Here is a 16,770-nt window from a genome sequence, read left to right on the forward strand (position 1 = left end):
CGAAAGGGTGGTAACGCGATTTGCTGGCCGCAGGCGCAAGCCAGTCAGGCCAGAGACAGTGCGCAAGCACTTGCCGATGCAGTGCGTGGTGATTGTATTGCGCCGGAATCTACCCTGATCATGTCCGGCGGTCATCGGCGTGACGAGGAACAGAAACCGGAGCCCCGTATCCGCTCAGGCGGATGCGCTTTGCCAAACCGGGCACGGTGCCCAAGAACAACAAACGAGAGGGGAGCCCCCCAATGACAGCTAGTACTCCAATGCTCGTCACCTTCGTGGTGTACATCGCAGCCATGGTACTGATCGGCCTGATCGCCTATCTGCGTACCAAGAACCTTTCCGACTACATTCTCGGTGGCCGCAGCCTCGGTAGCTTCGTGACCGCGCTGTCCGCTGGTGCCTCCGATATGAGTGGCTGGCTGCTGATGGGCTTGCCGGGTGCGATCTTCGTCGCCGGTCTGTCGGAAAGCTGGATCGCCATCGGCTTGATTGCCGGCGCCTATCTCAACTGGTTGTTCGTCGCCGGCCGTTTGCGCGTGCAGACCGAGCACAACGGCAATGCCCTGACCCTGCCGGATTACTTCACCAACCGTTTCGAGGACAACAGCCGCCTGCTGCGAATCTTCTCGGCGCTGGTGATCCTGGTGTTCTTCACCATCTACTGCGCCTCGGGTGTGGTGGCCGGCGCCCGCCTGTTCGAGAGTACCTTCGGCATGTCTTACGGCACCGCCCTGTGGGCCGGCGCTGCGGCGACCATCGCCTACACCTTCATCGGTGGTTTCCTGGCGGTTAGCTGGACCGATACCGTGCAGGCCACGCTGATGATCTTCGCACTGATCCTCACCCCGATCGTGGTGATGATTGCCACCGGTGGTGTAGAGCCGACCTTCATCGCCATCGAAATGCAGGATGCAACCAACTTCGACATGCTCAAGGGCGCGACCTTCGTTGGCGTGATTTCCCTGCTGGCATGGGGCCTGGGCTACTTTGGCCAGCCGCACATCCTGGCGCGCTTCATGGCGGCCGACTCGGTCAAATCGATCCCGGCAGCCCGTCGCATTTCCATGACCTGGATGATCCTCTGCCTCGGTGGCGCGGTCGCCGTGGGCTTCTTCGGTATTGCCTACTTCTCGGCCAACCCGGATCTGGCCGGCCCGGTCAGCGAAAACCCGGAGCGTGTATTCATCGAGTTGGCCAAACTGCTGTTCAACCCGTGGATCGCCGGCATCCTGCTGTCCGCCATCCTGGCCGCGGTGATGAGCACCCTGAGCTGCCAGTTGCTGGTGTGCTCCAGTGCCCTGACCGAGGACTTCTACAAGGCCTTCCTGCGAAAGGGCGCCTCGCAAACTGAACTGGTCTGGGTCGGCCGTGCCATGGTGCTGCTGGTGGCGCTGATTGCCATCGCCCTGGCTGCCAACCCGGAAAACCGTGTACTGGGCCTGGTGTCCTACGCCTGGGCCGGCTTCGGCGCTGCGTTCGGTCCGGTGGTTATCCTGTCGCTGGTGTGGAAGGGCATGACCCGTAACGGCGCCCTGGCTGGCATGCTGGTCGGCGCGGCCACCGTGATCGTGTGGAAGAACTGGATCGGTCTGGGGCTGTACGAAATCATCCCGGGCTTCATCCTCGCCACCCTGGCCATCGTCATCTTCAGCCGCATCGGTAAGGCGCCGAGCCAGTCGATGCTGAGCCGCTTCGACCAGGCCGAGAGCGAGTACAAGTCGGTCTGATCCAGCTGGCTTGAATACAAGGCGATGACTGCCCGGCAGTCATCGCCTTTTTCGTTTATGGCACTAAGATAGGCGCACGTTAATTCGATGGATGTCGGTATGAGCAGCAATGACCCGCTTCACGGCCTGACCCTGCAGGCGATACTCACCGCTCTGGTCGAGCGTATCGGTTGGGATGGCCTTGCCGTGCATGTCGATGTGCGCTGCTTCAAGCATGAGCCGAGCATCAAATCGAGCCTGACCTTTCTGCGCAAGACGCCCTGGGCGCGGGCCAAGGTCGAGCAACTCTATCTGCAGCAGTTCAAGCCCTGAACGTTCAGTTGATCTGCAGCCCCAGCGCCTGTAAAGCCTGGCGGTAACTGTTGCCGGCCATGCGCAGGCCGTTGTTGTGGTTGGCGCCGTCGATCAGCAGCAATTGCTTGGGCTCACGGGCCGCATCGAACAGGGCTTCGCTGAAACGGGCGGGCACGTAGCGGTCATCACGCCCGTGGGCAATCAGCACGGGGACGCCGACCGCGCCGATCTTGCTCAGTGAGTCGAACTCCTGCGACAGCAGCCAGCGCACCGGTAGCGAGGTATTGCTCACTGCGGTGGCCACATCGCCCAGGTTGGTGAAGCTGGATTCGACGATCAGCCCCGCCGCTTGCGGCGACTGCTTGTCGTCGGCCAGTTCATGGGCCAGGTTGACGGCCACCGCGCCGCCGAGGGAATGGCCATAGATGAAGCGTTTGCTCGCCTCTGGTTGCAGGCGCACCAGATGCTCCCAGGCGATCAGCGCATCCTGGTAGACGCTGGCTTCGGAGGGCAGGGGGCCACGGCTCTGACCGAAGCCCCGGTAGTCCACTGCCAGCACCGAGAAGCCCATGGCGTGCAACTGCTCGATGCGAAACAACTGGCCGGTCAGGTTCCAGCGCGAGCCATGCAGGTAGAGCAGCGCCGGGGCGTCCTTGCGCGGCGCGGGCCACCACCAGGCGTGCAGGCTTTCATCGGCAGCGAGCGTGGGTGATTGCAATTGCACGTCCTCGACGCCAGCGGGCAAGCCGCTGAACCAGCGCGCGGTGCCTGGCTCGATACGAAACACCAGTTCGCGCTCGGTCTGCTCCAGTTTGGCGCAGCCGATGGGCAGGAGGACCAGCAGGCTGGCCAGAACGATCAGGCTCAGGCGACGACGGCGCAGAGGAAACCAGGACGAAGACATGGATGAGACTCACGAACAGCGACGGATGATGCTGCCATGGACTGCATATCCAATGCCGGGTTTCCCCAGGCGCCGGCCGCTGTGGTTACCGGGTATTACCGCCTGCTGATCTGCGCCGGACTTGCGGGCGTGGTACACAGGGTCGCGCTGCCCGGTTCGAGATAAGGCGCGAGGATCGGCGCCATGCCCTTGAGCACCTGTACCGGCAGCGCCGAGGTGAAGGTGAATCGCTCGGCATCACGCCCCGGTACGAATGCGGTGAGGGTGCCGTAGTGGCGCGGGCCGAGGAAGAACACGAAGGTGGCTGTGCGGTTCATGGCTCGCGAGCTGATCACCCGTCCGCCCGCGCCCACGCTTTCGATGCGGTTGTCACCGGTTCCGGTTTTGCCGCCAAGCGTCAGGCTTTGGCCGTCCTGCAGTTGAAAGGTGCCTTGCAGGCGCCGGGCGGTGCCACCCTCGACGACCTGAGAAAGGGCATTGCGCAGCGCCGCCGCGACCTCGGACTGCATCACCCGCATGCCGCCATGAGTATCGCGCTCGACCCGTGTTTCGTAAGGCGTGCCAGCGGCGAAATGCAGTTCGTCGATGCGCAGTACCGGCTGCCGGATACCGTCGTTCTGGATGATGCCCATCAGTTCCGCCAGCGCTGCCGGCCGGTCACCGGAGCTGCCCAGGGCGGTGGCCAGTGATGGCACCAGATGCTGGAAGGGATAACCGAGGTTCTGCCAGCGCCGGTGAATGTCGGAGAAGGCTTCGACTTCCAGCATGATGCGAATGCGACTGTCACGGGCACTCTTGTGCCGGGTGCGCAGCAGCCAGCCGTAGACCTCCTGACGCTCGTCGACACTGGCCGCCACGGCGTCGCTGAAGCTCGCCTGCGGGTTATCGGTCAAATAACCCAGCAGCCACAGTTCCAGCGGATGCACGCGGGCGATATAGCCCTGATCCGGCAGGCTGTAGGCACCGGGGGCGTACTCCTTGTACAGGCGGGCGATGAGTTGCTCACTGAGGTTTTCCTGCGGCAGTTGCGCCCGCAGGAAGGCGGCGAAGGTCGCTTCGTCGGCCTGCGGCAGCAGGTAACGGTGCACGGCACCCAGGCGTACCGGCGTCTGACGCAGACCATTGATGAAGGTCTCCAGACGCTGCTGCGGCGGCTGGCCCTGGTACTTGCGCCAGAAGCGCAGGAGGAACGTGCGCCCTTCCTGGTCGGCGAAGCGCTGCAGGTATTCCTGGCGGCGCGGATCCTTGTCGTCCTTGAGCAGCTCGGCGCTGTTCTGGTAGGTGCTGTAGCGCACCAGGTCGCGCATCAGACGCACGAACGGCAGATTGATCGATTCGCGCAGCGACTCGCGCAGGGTCGGGTTGCGGCCATTGTCCTCGCGGCGGAAGTTGCCGAAGGTGTGCAATCCGCCGCCGGTGAAGAAGCGCTCATTCGGGCTGGCGGAGTAGCGCCGCTCCAGCGCATCTTCCAGCATGCTGGCCAGGTCGGCTTCGGGGTTGGCTTGCAGGTAGCCCACGGCCCAGCGGCTGAGGTAGTCCTGCTCGGCGATATCCACCTGGCGCAGCTCGGCCGGGCTCTTGCCGGCATGGCGCTGATGCAGTTCGGCGATGATTTCCAGGTAGGTGGCCAGCACCCGCAGTTTGGCGGTGGAACCGAGCTCCAGCTTGCTGCCCTCGTTGATGTCGAAAGGCTGGTCGGTGCTGTCGGTCTGCACGCGTACCCGGCTGCCGGTCGGTGTGCGCTCGAACAGGGTGAAGCTGTAGCGTACTTCCGCGGTTTTCTCAGGCGATAGCAGGCGCTCGCCGAACAGACCGATCTTGCCGGCGAAGTCCGGATTGGCGAGGTTCTGCAGGTAAGTGCTGGCCTGTTGCTGCAGGTCGCGCTGCAGCGTGCTGCGTGTGGAGAGGTCGAGACGATCCAGGTCGTACAGTGGCATGCCCAGCAGATTGGAAAGGCGTGAGCGCGCCACGCTGATGCCTTTGTCACTTTCCACGGCGCGCAGATTGGGCTCCTGCTGCCAGTCGCGATACTGCAGTTTCTGCGAGAGCGCGGCGTCGCGCAGGTCGGCGGTGATCAGCCCGGCGTTGGCGAGCAGGCGGATATGGCTTTCGGTCAGTGCCTCCATGTCGCGGCGCCCTTGCGCGAGGTAATAGGAGGGGCGGCGCTGGGCGATCATCAGCGACAGCACCTGGCGCAGCGCCAGGCCGCGCTCGGCCAGGCTGGCGTCAGGTGAGTGACGCGGGTCGAGCAGGGCATTGGTGCGCTCGAAGTCGGCGCCGTACCAGATGCGCAGCCCATCAGCCAGGCCGTGTACTTCGCCATGGCCGGGGGCGGCGGAGAGAGGCACGCTGTTGAGGTAGTCGCGCACGATGCGCTGCCGTGCTTCCAGTGTCTGTGGCCCTTGCTGGTAGGCGCGCACGCTGGCGGAAATCATCTGCCGCAGCTTCTCTCCGGCAGACAGCGTCAAGCCATCGGGAGAATGACGGTACTTCTCCAGCTGAGTCGCCAGGGTGCTGCCGCCAGCGGACTGGTCCTGCACGTCGAGCATTTTGCCCAGCTGCGACAGCGCTGCCATGGCGAAGCGTGGCCAGTCTACCGCCGGGTTGGCCAGCGGTTGCGACGCATCGAGCAGGTGTCGGTTCTCGATGAACAACAGGCTATCGACCACCAGCGGCGCGATACTGGCGAAGTCGGCGTAGCCCTGCTGCGGGTAACGAAATTCGTAGAAGGGCGTACCCCGGCAGTCGCTGATGCTCAGGCCGCTCTGGCTCTTCTCGAGAAAGGGTGGGAATAACCCGCGGCTGCTGTAGGTCATCAGTTCGTCGGAGAAGCGCGACTGCTCGGTAATCTGATAATCGCGCTGCTGCAGGCGTTCCAGCAGTAGCGGCAGGTACGCGTAACCCTGGCGCTTGTCGAAAGGGCCGTCGCTTGGGTAAACGATCCGTTCGCTGGGGCCAGGTTCGACTTGGTAGCTGAGGCTTGCGGCATAACGGCTCAGCTCGCGTGATTGAAAATGTGCGCTGCGCGATTCGAATACCAGCAGGGCAGTAGTGGCCAGTACCAGAACCGCCAGCACAAGGTAGAACGTCAGGCGCCAGTAACGCCCTGTTTTCGCAACCAGGTCACTCTGCCGTGGTTTGCCTTGCCATGCTGCACCCATAAATCACCGGCCTGGCTTGTCAGCATTGTTGCGAGGCGCCTGGCCGGCTGCTGACCTCAGCTCGCCAGGGCTGCGTTCTTTCTTTTGTCCTGATAACAGCTTAGACGCTGACGGGGCGTCTGGCCGGCGGTTTTATCGATTAACCGAGCTGTACGCCGCAGCGGGCAGGCCTGCTAGACTCGCCAGAGCGCATCGATGCAGGGCAGCACCATGCAACGCGACCACCGGGAACAACTTCAGCAAAGCTGGCAGGCCAATGCCGATGCCTGGGCGGCTGCGGTGCGTGAGCAACGCATCGAGAGCCGGCGGCTGGTTACCGATGCCGCCATCATTCAGGCCGTGCTGGCATTGCAACCCAGGCGTGTGCTGGACATTGGCTGCGGTGAGGGCTGGTTGTGCCGTGGTCTGGCTGAGCACGGCATCGAACCGGTCGGGGTCGATGCCTCTGCACCGCTGATCGACGCGGCGCGCGCGGCGTGCGATGGGCGCAGTCAATATCGTGTCTGTGGCTATGCCGAGCTGGACGCGCATGCCGATGAGCTTGGGCGTTTCGAGGTGCTGGTGTGTAATTTCGCCCTGCTCGAAGACCCACTGCAGCCGATTTTGCGCAGCTTACATGGGCTGCTCGCACCAGGCGGCAGCCTGCTGATTCAGACTCTGCATCCGTGGCGTGCCAGTCATGGTGAGCCTTATCAGGACGGTTGGCGGGTAGAGGATTTCGTTGGCTTCGGTGAGGGATTCCAGGCGCCCATGCCCTGGTTCTTTCGGACGCTGCAATCCTGGCTGGCGCTGATGGGCGAAACCGGCTGGCGCCTGGAGTGGCTGCAGGAGCCGCTCCACCCCGAAAGTGTTCAGCCAGTCTCCCTGCTGTTATTGCTCAAGCCACTGTGAACTGAAGACCGGCAGGCAGCCAGTTGATCATCAGTTGGTTGCCGGATCCGCCGCTAGGCGGCCGGCGTCCTGAAGCAAGGCCTTGAGGAACGCTTCCTGCAGTTCGGGGTCATTGCGCGTCAGCTCGATCAGGCTCTGCTCCAGCTCACTGGCCTCCTCTTCCAGACCCAGGTCGGACAGCCGTTTGACTCGATGCACCCACTGTTCGACGTCGTCACCTTCGAGATCATCGAAGATCAGGTCATGCGCTTCACGCAGTTTTCCGCGCAGCGTATGGCTGACCATGAGCGTCGTTTGCGCCCGTGCGACATCGTCGCCAAGCTGGTCTTCAACGCTCAGTTGCAGCATGTTCAGGCGGCCGATGTCCTGTTCGGTGAATGGGCTGTCCAGCAGGTTGAGACGCAGCACGCCGCTGTTGTCGGTGAGTAGCTCGAACTGCTGGTCACCCGCCTTGACCTGCACCGGGCGCTCACTCCAGGGCAGGTTGGTGTATTCCATGCGCCTGTCGCGTTGCACCTCGTTGATGCTCGCCAGGTTCTGCTCGGCGCGCCCATTGGACTCGACGTTCATGAACGGGTTGAGCCCGGCCATGCCGTAACTGATCCAGTCGCGGGTCGCGGTTTCCGGCAGGCTGCCGAGCAATACGACATTCAGGATGTTGGCGCCCACACCGGCTACCACGGCTACTGCGCCCATTGGCACTTCATAGAGTTCGCGCCAGGGTTGGTAGGGGGTGTAACGGTCGTAGCGACGGGTCACCTCGAAGGCCGTGACCTCGTAGCTCTTCTGGTCATGCACACGCACCCGGCGCTGCGGCAGCTCCAGCACCTTGGGTTCGCCGGCATCAATCTGCAACTGGTGATCCAGCAGTTTGCGTTCGACGCGCTCCTCATGTTCGCTGCGTTGCGGCAACTGATTGGCGCAACCGCTGAGGAAGAGGGCGCCGCACAAGGCGGCGCCGGTCAGGCGAAGTTTGTTGCTCGTGTGCATGATGTCTCGGTTGGGCGTGATCAGCGGCGGATACGGGCTTGCAGGAAAGGCAGGATCTCGGCCAGCGGTACGGCTTGTGCGTCAGTTTCGGCGCGGCTCTTGTACTCGAGGTTGCCCTCGGCCAGGCCACGGTCGCTGACCACGACGCGATGCGGAATGCCGATCAGCTCCATGTCGGCAAACTTGATGCCGGGGCTGGTTTTCTTGTCGCGATCATCCAGTAGCACTTCATAGCCGGCGGCGGTCAACTCGGCATACAGCTTGTCGGTGGCTTCGCGCACCTGCTCGGTTTCGTAGCGCAGCGGCACCAGGGCGATCTGGAACGGCGCCAGGGCATCGTTCCAGCGAATACCGCGCTCGTCGAAGTTCTGCTCGATGGCGGCCGCCACCACGCGCGATACGCCGATGCCGTAGCAGCCCATGGTCAGGGTGACCGGCTTGCCGTTCTCGCCGAGCACCTGGCAGTTCATCGCCTCGCTGTACTTGGTGCCGAGCTGGAAGATGTGGCCGACTTCGATGCCGCGCTTGATTTCCAGGGTGCCCTGGCCGTCCGGGCTGGGGTCGCCGGCAACGACATTGCGCAGGTCGGCAACTTCGGGCAGTGGCAGGTCGCGTTCCCAGTTGACGCCAAAGTAGTGCTTGTCTTCGATGTTGGCACCGGCGGCGAAATCGCTCATCAGCGCTACGCTGCGGTCGATGATGCACGGAATCGGCAGGTTAACCGGGCCGAGCGAGCCAGGGCCTGCGCCGATGGCTGCGCGAATCTCGGCTTCGCTGGCCATCTGTAGCGGGCTGGCCACCTGCTCCAGGTTGGCGGCCTTGATCTCGTTCAGTTCGTGGTCGCCACGCACGATCAGGGCGATCAGCTTGCCTTCCTCGGCGGCATGCACCACCAGGGTCTTGATGGTCTTCTCGATGGCCAGGCCAAAACCTTGAACCAGTGCATCGATGGTCTTGGTATCGGGGGTATCGACCAGGCGCATCGCTTCGGTCGCAGCACCGCGCGCTTTTTCACGCGGGATGGCCTCGGCCTTTTCGATATTCGCGGCGTAGTCGGAGACATTGCTGAAAGCGATATCGTCTTCACCCGAGTCGGCCAGCACGTGGAATTCGTGCGAGCCGGTGCCGCCGATGGAGCCGGTATCGGCCTGCACCGGGCGGAAGTTCAGGCCCAGGCGGCTGAACACGTTGCAGTAGGCCTGGTGCATGCGGTCATAGGTTTCCTGCAGCGACGCCTGGTCTGCATGGAAGGAATAGGCGTCCTTCATGATGAACTCGCGGCCGCGCATCAGGCCGAAGCGCGGACGGATCTCGTCACGGAACTTGGTCTGGATCTGATACAGGTTGATCGGCAACTGCTTGTAGCTGTTCAGCTCGTTGCGGGCCAGATCGGTGATCACTTCTTCGTGGGTCGGGCCGACGCAAAATTCGCGGTCATGGCGATCCTTGACGCGCAGCAACTCGGGGCCGTACTGCACCCAGCGCCCGGACTCCTGCCACAGCTCGGCCGGCTGAATGGCGGGCATCAGCACCTCCAGGGCGCCGGCGGCGTTCATTTCCTCGCGCACCACGTTCTCGACCTTGCGCAGTACGCGCAGGCCCATCGGCAGCCAGGTATACAGGCCGGAGGCCAGTTTGCGGATCATGCCGGCACGCAGCATTAGCTGGTGGCTGATCACCACGGCATCGGAAGGGGTTTCTTTCAGGGTCGAGAGCAGGAACTGACTGGTACGCATGTTTGGCCGTTCTGTCGGTTGCTAGGGCTTGGAATAGGCTGGCATTGTACGGTGCCTATACAGTGGCGTACAGGACGGCTGCAGTGGCGAAAGTGCTACCGCGTTTACCGGGAGGAATAAACCGTGGGATTGACCGCGCTTGAGGTTCAGGCACTGATTCGGGCTGGATTGCCGATGGCCGAGGATATCGACCTACGTATCGATCGCCTCGATGAGAGTGGCGTGCTGGCGCGTGTGCCATTTCACGCCAAGCTGGTGCGCCCGGGCGGCACGTTGTCAGGGCCGACCATCATGGCGCTGGGGGATGCGGCCATGTATGCCGTGGTGCTAGGGAGGCTCGGTCGAGTAGAGATGGCGGTCACCTCCAATCTCAATATCAACTTTCTGGTCAAACCCAGGCCGGTGGACCTGTTGGCCGAGGCGCGCATATTGCGCTTGAGTCGGCGCCAGGCGGTTTGCGAAGTTTCGTTATATTCGGCAGGTAACGAGGAGGAACTGGTTGCGCATGTAACGGGGACATACGCGTTGCCGATTTAAATCACTGGGGTCTAAATAAAGAAACCCGGCCAAGGCCGGGTTTCTTTTATACCGCTATCGAGTAGCGCTGAAGTTACAGAATGCTCAGCGGGTATTCGAGGATTACGCGGACTTCATCAATCGATGGCGACCCGTAGTAGACGCCATCACTGCTGCGGTAAGTGGCTTGACGAACGCGCATGTTGAGGTCTTTCGCCGGGCCATCCTGGATGGTGTAACCAACCTGAATGTCACGCTCCCACTCTTTGCCGTTATTAGTTACACCTGTATCTGCATCGGAACCACTGATGTAACGGGCCATGAATGTAAGACCGGGTACACCGTATTCAGCGAAGTCCAAGTCATAGCGCAGTTGCCAAGATTTCTCATCCTTGGCATTGAAGTCGGAGCGTTGTACGGAGTTGGCGAGCCAGACAGTGCCGCCGCCGTCTACACCGTAATCGTAACCAACCGTGAAGGGATTGCCATTGTCGTCAAGTGCGGTGTAACCGCCATGAGACTTCTGGTAGGCTGCAGTGAGCGTATGAGCTCCAAAGTTATAGGCTGCGGCAAGACTCCAGATAGTATTGTCTTCGCTCTTTCCGGTATTTGTATATTCTTTATCGTAATCAGTCTTGTATATATTGAAATCAAAGTTAAGGGACTGATCTTCGCTAATGCCGAAGGTATAGTTGACGTTGCCGTAGTACTTCTTGAAAGCGTCTTCTACATCGGAAAGGTAGAGTGCGGCTGACAGGTCATCACTAAAGCTGTAGGTGCCACCGAGTACGTCAGCGCTTTTCAAGCCAATGCTGTCGCGATTGGTTTGATCTTGGGCATTGATGCCGGTGAAGTGACCGGCGTGCAGCTCCAGGCCTTCGATTTCGTTGCTGGTTACCAGGAAGCCTTCTGCAGTTTCTGGCAGCAGACGACTGTCGTCAGTGCTCAGAACAGGCAGGGCAGTGAACTGAGTACCGTATTTCAGTACTGTACTGGACAGGCGCAGTTTTACGGCGCCGCCTGCTTCGGAGTAATCGTCTTGGGAGCGGCCATCACTGCCTGTCGGAAACAGGCCGGTACCGGTGCGGCCTTTACCGCTATCCAGTTTGATCCCAAGCATGCCGATAGCATCTACACCAAAGCCGATAGTGCCCTGAGTGAAGCCAGATTCAAAGGTGCCAATGATGCCATGACCCCATTCCTGAGGGTCATCATTTAGGTCTGGACCTGCGTTGCGGAAATCGCGGGAGAAGTACAGGTTACGGTTCAGTACGTTGAAGCTGCTGTCCTCAACAAAGCCGTTGGACTCAGATTGTGCGCTGGCGAAAGCCAGTTGGCTGGTGCCCGCGGCGACTGCCAGGGCGATTACGCTCCACTTCATCACTTGCATCGTGATTGCTCCTTTGGTTTGGAAGAGTTGCGCTGCCCATTGTTTTGTTATATGGGCGGCTCTTTCTTTTTGTGTCGGCGCTAACTTATAGCACACGGCCAAGGTTGGCGATAGTTACAGTCTATTCGTTGCGACTTCTGCGGCTCCGTGTCGCATGGAGTTGAGGGAATGTCGCAAATGTGTAGCTCTGCAGGCGTGCTACGGCTGGCCGACGTTTTCGCGGTTCTGCTGTGCCGGGTACCGCTGTTATTGATCGACTGCACGGCTTGCCGGGCATTGTGCTGGACATTAGCAAGAGTCGTGCTCAAAACCGGATGTGCTCTGTAAAACCTTGTTTTTACGCTGTGTGGCGCCTCATGGCAGGTCAGTGGACTCAAGGGTGGCGCGGGTTTATCGCGACTGGGTGTGCTGTCGGCAGTTCGCAGTCAGGGGCCTGTTTCGGGCCTGGCCAGGGCTCGCATGGGGTAACGCCTGGGGGCATGCATTACGAGAAGAAACATCATGTTGCACGCCTGCGGTGCGTCTCTGTATCGAGTGCCTTGCGCTGGTGCAGGGGCTGCGGATGAATTGTCCGAGGGGCCCGCGTATGCTGCGCGCCATCGCGTGGCTCAGGCGCTACGCTTGAGTGATCTGTTCAAAGGAGAAGAATCGCCATGTTCGCTCTGGATTCACGTCTTCAGCAGGATTGTCTGCTGGTCGGGGACTTTGCATTGAGTCGTCTGCTGTTGATGAACGATGCCCACTACCCCTGGTTCATCCTCGTGCCGCGTCGCGAGGAAGTGAGCGAGCTGTTCCAGCTCGATGCGGCCGATCAGCGTCAGTTGTGGCAGGAAACCACGCTGCTGGCCGAGACCCTCAAGGATACTTTTGCCGCCGACAAGATGAATGTCGCCACGCTCGGCAATGTGGTGAGTCAGTTGCACATGCATGTGATCGTGCGCCGGCGTGATGACATCGCCTGGCCCGCGCCGGTCTGGGGGCGGCACCCGGCGCAGCCTTACGAGGCGCATCAGGTCGAGCAGATCATCGCCAGGTTGCGGTTGGTGCTGACCAGGGATTTTCAGTTTGCCGGAGAGTCTGCATGAGCCTTGAGTCGCGGATCATGGAGCTGGAAAGCCGCCTGGCCTTTCAGGATGACACCATTCAGGCACTGAGCGACGAGCTGGTGGAGCAGAACAAGCGTATCGAGCGCATGCAGTTACAGCTAAAGGTTCTGGCACGTCGTCAGGAGGACTTGAGTGGGCAGGCGGGGATTGCCGAAGACGAAGCGCCGCCTCCGCACTACTGATGTGAAAAAGCCCGGTTTCCCGGGCTTTGCTTGGTGTGCCGCTCAGCGCCGCGCGGGGGGCGCTGCGATCACGTCTTCGGCTTGCAGGCCTTTGTCACGCTGCATGACCGAGAACTCCACACGTTGACCTTCGACCAGTACGCGGTGGCCTTCGCCGCGAATGGCACGAAAGTGCACGAAGATATCCTCGCCCGAGTCGCGGGAAATGAAGCCAAAGCCCTTGGAGGTATTGAACCACTTGACCGTGCCAGTCTCGCGATCGTCATCGCTGAAGCTGGTGCTGACGCTGGTAGGCTGCGAGGGTGCGCGTTGTTCTGGGCTGCGAGGGGCGGTCTTCAGGTGTGCGGCCAGGTTCAGCGCCACGGCGACGAGCAGGGTCAGCAGTGGCAGCCAGATGGCTGGTTGACCGCCAATGTTGGGCAGTGGAGCAAGCAGGATCAGGCTTTGTATCACCGAGGCCAGTATCAGCAGTGCAGAAGACAGGCCGAGCAGTTGCTGCCGCGCAGCCGGAGCGCTCTGTTGTTGCGAGGCGGCCAGCAGGTTGAGCAGGCCAGTCAGTGCCAGGTAGACGGCATCAGGGGTGGTCAGCAATGAAGTGGAAAAACCGGGTACGGCGCAAAGCAGCAGGGCAGCAAACCCTGTAACGAGATGGGCAATCTTCAACATCTTCGATGAACTCACTAATTGATGATGACTCAAGGTGTTGCGGAGAGAGCGCGCTAACCGCCTGCCAACTGAACGGCAGGTGCGCACCGGTATGCAAGGTTGGCCATGCCACAGGAAGGTGATATGGCAGGCCGGCCTATTTAACAGCAAAGAAGATGGCTTCTCAAATCAAGCGCTTACTATCGCTTCGCTGATCGCGGGGTGTACCTGATTGCGGCCTGCACGCTTGGCTCGATAGAGCGCATCATCGGCGCGGGTCAGGAGGGATTCGAACGTGTCGCCGTTTTCGGCCATGGCGCAGCCGAAGGACGCGGTGATGCTGTCCAGAACCTGGTCGGTGCGTCTGACCTTGACCCGCAGGGACTGAATCTTGTTGCGCAATTGTTCGGCGAAGGTCAGTACCTCACCAAGGCTGGCGCAATTGCGCAGCACGACGCAGAACTCCTCGCCCCCATAGCGCGCTGCGAAAGCCTCGGGTGGCAACAGGTCGCGCAGCAGTTGACCGACATGCTGGAGCACGCGGTCGCCCAGAGGATGGCCGTACTGGTCGTTGAACTGCTTGAAATGATCGATATCCAGCATCAGCAGCGCCAGTCCGTCTGTTGATTCGCTCAGGGCGCGCTCCAGCAGGCGGGTAAAGGCGTGACGATTGAATACGCGGGTCAGGCTGTCGAGCGTTGCAGCCAGGTGGGCGCGCTCCAGTTGGCTGCGCAGATGGGTTATCTCCTGCTGTGCGGCGCGCAGGCGATAGAGGAATTTTTCCTGCTGATCCTGCATCAGTTGCGTGCTTTCCTGTAACTCGCTGAGCACGCCGGGCAGATCGTCGATGATCGGCTCCTGCAAGGCGCTGAGACCCTGGCTCAGGCTCTGCTGGTAGTGCTGGCTACCGATCACGCTGCTGGAGACGTCCCCTTCGATATCGTCGACCAGCTCGATGACTTGTTGCTGGCCGGCGCGTGCTTCTTCCAGTTCGCCGCGGATGATGTAGTCGCGAAACAGGCGGCTGGCGGTTTCCGGGGGGAATACGTCGAAGTCCTCGACCACCTTGTCCAGGCGTCGGTTGAGTTCGGGTTCGCTGCCTCTGCTGTAGGTGTACCACAGTGCATAGTGCACCGGGTTGGGCGGTATGGCGTGGCGCATCATCAGCGGCACCGCTTGTTTCAGTAGTTCCGCCGCCTCGCGGGTATCTTCCGGGTAGAGGTTGATGATGCTGGGCGGTTTGGTTGCTTGACTCATTGCGGCAGGAACTCGCTGGCTAATGGCCAGAGCATAGAACAGGGCATGGCTGTGTGCCAAATGAAAAGGCCCGGATGACCGGGCCTTTGGGGTCAGGCTGCGAGCAGGCTGCGCAGCATCCAGGCGGTTTTCTCGTGTACCTGCATGCGCTGGGTCAGCAGGTCAGCCGTCGGTTCGTCACTGACCTTGTCGAGCAGCGGGAAGATATCGCGAGCAGTACGCACCACGGCTTCCTGGCCCTGAACCAGTTGTTTGATCATGTCTTCTGCCGTGGGCACGCCTTCTTCTTCCTTGATCGACGACAGGCGAGCATAAGCGGCGTAGGTGCCCGGCGCCGGGAAGCCCAGGGCGCGGATGCGTTCGGCGATGGCGTCGACGGCCAGGGCCAGTTCGGTGTACTGCCCTTCGAACATCAGGTGCAGGGTGTTGAACATCGGGCCGGTGACGTTCCAGTGAAAGTTGTGGGTCTTCAGATACAGGGTGTAGGTGTCGGCCAGCAGGCGGGAGAGGCCTTCGGCAATGGAGGCGCGATCCTGTTCGGCGATTCCGATATTGATTTCCATGATTTCTCCTTTCAGTTGGTCCGGGCGTGGCCCGCATGATGAGTGAAGGCTAACACGCGGGCTGCCAGGATGAGCCTGGCTTACATCAATGAATACGATGTTTGGATGTTATCGATAACGAACGGTTCATTTTCAATGGGTCGCATACGCTCGTCGTGGCAGCATTCAGCGATGAGCCAGGGTTGGCTGCTGTTGCAAGGTTCGATTGAACACCTCTACCCAGTGGGCGCTGAACTGTTGGCCGGCCAGGTTGTTGATTTCCAGAATGGCGCGCAACAGAGGGCGCTTGCTCAGGGTCTGGTGGGCGCGTTCGTGGGTGCGTGCGTCGAAGGTATCGACGATATGCAGTATCAGTGCGCCGGGCGTGATTTCCGCCTCGCGCAGCCCTTTCGGGTAGCCGCTGCCGTCGGCGTGTTCCTGGTGCTGGAGGATGATCTCCATGGCGCCTGACCAGTCCGGCATGCGTTTGAGCAGTTCACTGGCCAGGCGTGGGTGGCCCTGCATCATGCGTCGCTCGTCGCGGCTCAGTGGGCTTTGCTTGTGCAGTAACGGCAGGGGCAAAAAGGCCATGCCGAGATCGTGCAGACAGACTGCTGCAGCCAGTTGCGCCGGCTGTTCGGCGAAGCCACCTGCAGCATTGATGCTCAGTGCCAGTTCGAGTTGGCGCAGGTGGCGCCCCTGCCAATAGGGTGAGCGCTGCTGCGCTGCCTCGGCCAGTGCGCAGAACAGTTGCAGGTCGGGTGTGCTGTCGATGCCGTGGCGAGCGAGCAGGGCTTCACTGTGGCTGGGTTGCAGGGCTTGCCGGGGAGGCAGGCGGGTCTCGGGATCCAGTCGCAGCAGCAGTTCACGCCGCCGCTCGTCCTGTTGCTCGGTTGGGGCTGTGGCCAATGCGTGCAGGGCGCTACACAGTTGCCGGATCTGTCCGCTGTCAGGCTCATGATCGCTGCCTTTCAGGGCCTTATCCAGCAGGGTGCGTAACTGGTCGAGGCTAAGCAGCAGGATATCGCCCAGCAGGCTGTCGAAGGTCATGGCGCCGCAACGCAGGGCGTCGAGTACGTCCTCGATGGCTTGTGGTAGCGGCATCAGTGCGTTGAGCTCGACGTAACCCAGGTTGCCCTTGAGCGTATGGATCAGGCGAAACAGCTCGCGCAGTCTTTCCGCGCTTTTGGGCGCTCGTTCAAGCTCGATCAGCAGTTGTTCGCAGCGTGGTAGCTGCTCGGCGGCTTCGAGGCGAAAGTCTTCCAGTAAGTCGCTGGGCAGGTCACTGCGCATGGTCGTTCTCCTGACGGGAGGCTTCATCAATTATAGAAGCCATCTGCCGGGCGGCTGCGTCATGGCGATTTACGCTATATAATCCCGCTCTTTATCGGCGTGCGACGTACAGTTGGACGTTTGCTGCGGTGTGGCT

14 protein-coding genes and 2 pseudogenes are annotated in these 16,770 nt (G+C 61.2%); 6 read left to right on the forward strand and 10 right to left on the reverse strand.

Going from position 1 to position 16,770, the window contains the following annotated elements:
• The first annotated feature begins 242 nt into the window (after window positions 1-242).
• Window positions 243-1,727, forward strand: a complete 1,485-nt coding sequence (putP, locus tag J7655_RS05965; protein ID WP_074860241.1) for a sodium/proline symporter PutP — start codon at window positions 243-245, stop codon at window positions 1,725-1,727.
• A gap of 99 nt (window positions 1,728-1,826) precedes the next feature.
• Window positions 1,827-2,039, forward strand: coding sequence for a VF530 family protein (locus J7655_RS05970; RefSeq protein ID WP_230926977.1), 213 nt, complete (start codon window positions 1,827-1,829; stop codon window positions 2,037-2,039).
• A gap of 4 nt (window positions 2,040-2,043) precedes the next feature.
• Here the strand turns inward: J7655_RS05970 and J7655_RS05975 are convergent, their stop codons facing one another.
• Both J7655_RS05975 and J7655_RS05980 read right to left on the reverse strand, forming a co-directional pair.
• Entirely contained in the window at window positions 2,044-2,925 is an 882-nt protein-coding gene (locus tag J7655_RS05975; protein ID WP_230926978.1) for an alpha/beta hydrolase, read from the reverse strand.
• A gap of 95 nt (window positions 2,926-3,020) precedes the next feature.
• Window positions 3,021-6,086 (reverse strand): transglycosylase domain-containing protein, encoded by a 3,066-nt coding sequence (locus tag J7655_RS05980; RefSeq protein ID WP_230926979.1) that lies wholly within the window; start codon window positions 6,084-6,086, stop codon window positions 3,021-3,023.
• Window positions 6,087-6,296: 210 nt separating this feature from the next.
• On the opposite strand from J7655_RS05980, the gene J7655_RS05985 reads away from it, so the two are divergent.
• Entirely contained in the window at window positions 6,297-6,977 is a 681-nt protein-coding gene (locus J7655_RS05985) for a class I SAM-dependent methyltransferase (protein WP_230926980.1), read from the forward strand.
• A 30-nt stretch (window positions 6,978-7,007) separates the two neighbouring features.
• On the opposite strand, the gene J7655_RS05990 is transcribed toward J7655_RS05985, so the two are convergent.
• Window positions 7,008-7,967 carry a hypothetical protein gene (locus J7655_RS05990; protein WP_230926981.1) on the reverse strand — a complete coding sequence of 320 codons (960 nt, stop codon included), beginning with the start codon at window positions 7,965-7,967 and terminating at the stop codon, window positions 7,008-7,010.
• A 20-nt stretch (window positions 7,968-7,987) separates the two neighbouring features.
• The gene (locus J7655_RS05995; protein ID WP_230926982.1) at window positions 7,988-9,703 is read right to left on the reverse strand and encodes a proline--tRNA ligase; all 1,716 of its coding nucleotides are present in this window, start codon (window positions 9,701-9,703) and stop codon (window positions 7,988-7,990) included.
• Window positions 9,704-9,832: 129 nt separating this feature from the next.
• Between J7655_RS05995 and J7655_RS06000 the strand changes: the two genes are divergently transcribed.
• On the forward strand, window positions 9,833-10,240 hold the full coding sequence (locus tag J7655_RS06000) for a PaaI family thioesterase (protein ID WP_230927679.1): 408 nt from the start codon (window positions 9,833-9,835) through the stop codon (window positions 10,238-10,240).
• A gap of 73 nt (window positions 10,241-10,313) precedes the next feature.
• Here J7655_RS06000 and J7655_RS06005 read toward each other — a convergent pair whose 3' ends face one another.
• Window positions 10,314-11,609, reverse strand: coding sequence for an OprD family porin (locus J7655_RS06005; RefSeq protein WP_230926983.1), 1,296 nt, complete (start codon window positions 11,607-11,609; stop codon window positions 10,314-10,316).
• A gap of 653 nt (window positions 11,610-12,262) precedes the next feature.
• Here J7655_RS06005 and J7655_RS06010 point away from each other — a divergent pair.
• On the forward strand, window positions 12,263-12,694 hold the full coding sequence (locus J7655_RS06010; protein WP_230926984.1) for an HIT family protein: 432 nt from the start codon (window positions 12,263-12,265) through the stop codon (window positions 12,692-12,694).
• Complete coding sequence (locus J7655_RS06015; RefSeq protein ID WP_230926985.1) at window positions 12,691-12,897, forward strand: SlyX family protein; 207 nt, start codon at window positions 12,691-12,693, stop codon at window positions 12,895-12,897. The genes J7655_RS06010 and J7655_RS06015 overlap by 4 nt, the downstream gene beginning before the upstream one ends.
• 42 nt (window positions 12,898-12,939) lie before the next feature.
• Here J7655_RS06015 and J7655_RS06020 read toward each other — a convergent pair.
• The 5 genes and pseudogenes from J7655_RS06020 to J7655_RS06035 form a co-directional block, all read right to left on the reverse strand.
• Window positions 12,940-13,158: pseudogene (locus J7655_RS06020) on the reverse strand (cold-shock protein); the annotation flags it as partial.
• 144 nt (window positions 13,159-13,302) lie between these two features.
• Window positions 13,303-13,563: pseudogene (locus J7655_RS20840) on the reverse strand (cold shock domain-containing protein membrane protein); the annotation flags it as partial.
• Window positions 13,564-13,731: 168 nt separating this feature from the next.
• Window positions 13,732-14,799, reverse strand: coding sequence for a GGDEF domain-containing protein (locus J7655_RS06025; RefSeq protein WP_230926986.1), 1,068 nt, complete (start codon window positions 14,797-14,799; stop codon window positions 13,732-13,734).
• 92 nt (window positions 14,800-14,891) lie between these two features.
• Complete coding sequence (locus J7655_RS06030; protein WP_230926987.1) at window positions 14,892-15,362, reverse strand: Dps family protein; 471 nt, start codon at window positions 15,360-15,362, stop codon at window positions 14,892-14,894.
• A 165-nt stretch (window positions 15,363-15,527) separates the two neighbouring features.
• Window positions 15,528-16,634, reverse strand: a complete 1,107-nt coding sequence (locus J7655_RS06035) for an HD domain-containing phosphohydrolase (protein ID WP_230926988.1) — start codon at window positions 16,632-16,634, stop codon at window positions 15,528-15,530.
• Window positions 16,635-16,770: the final 136 nt, after the last annotated feature.

The sequence above is a fragment of the Pseudomonas wenzhouensis genome, from assembly GCF_021029445.1.
GTDB lineage: Bacteria > Pseudomonadota > Gammaproteobacteria > Pseudomonadales > Pseudomonadaceae > Aquipseudomonas > Aquipseudomonas wenzhouensis.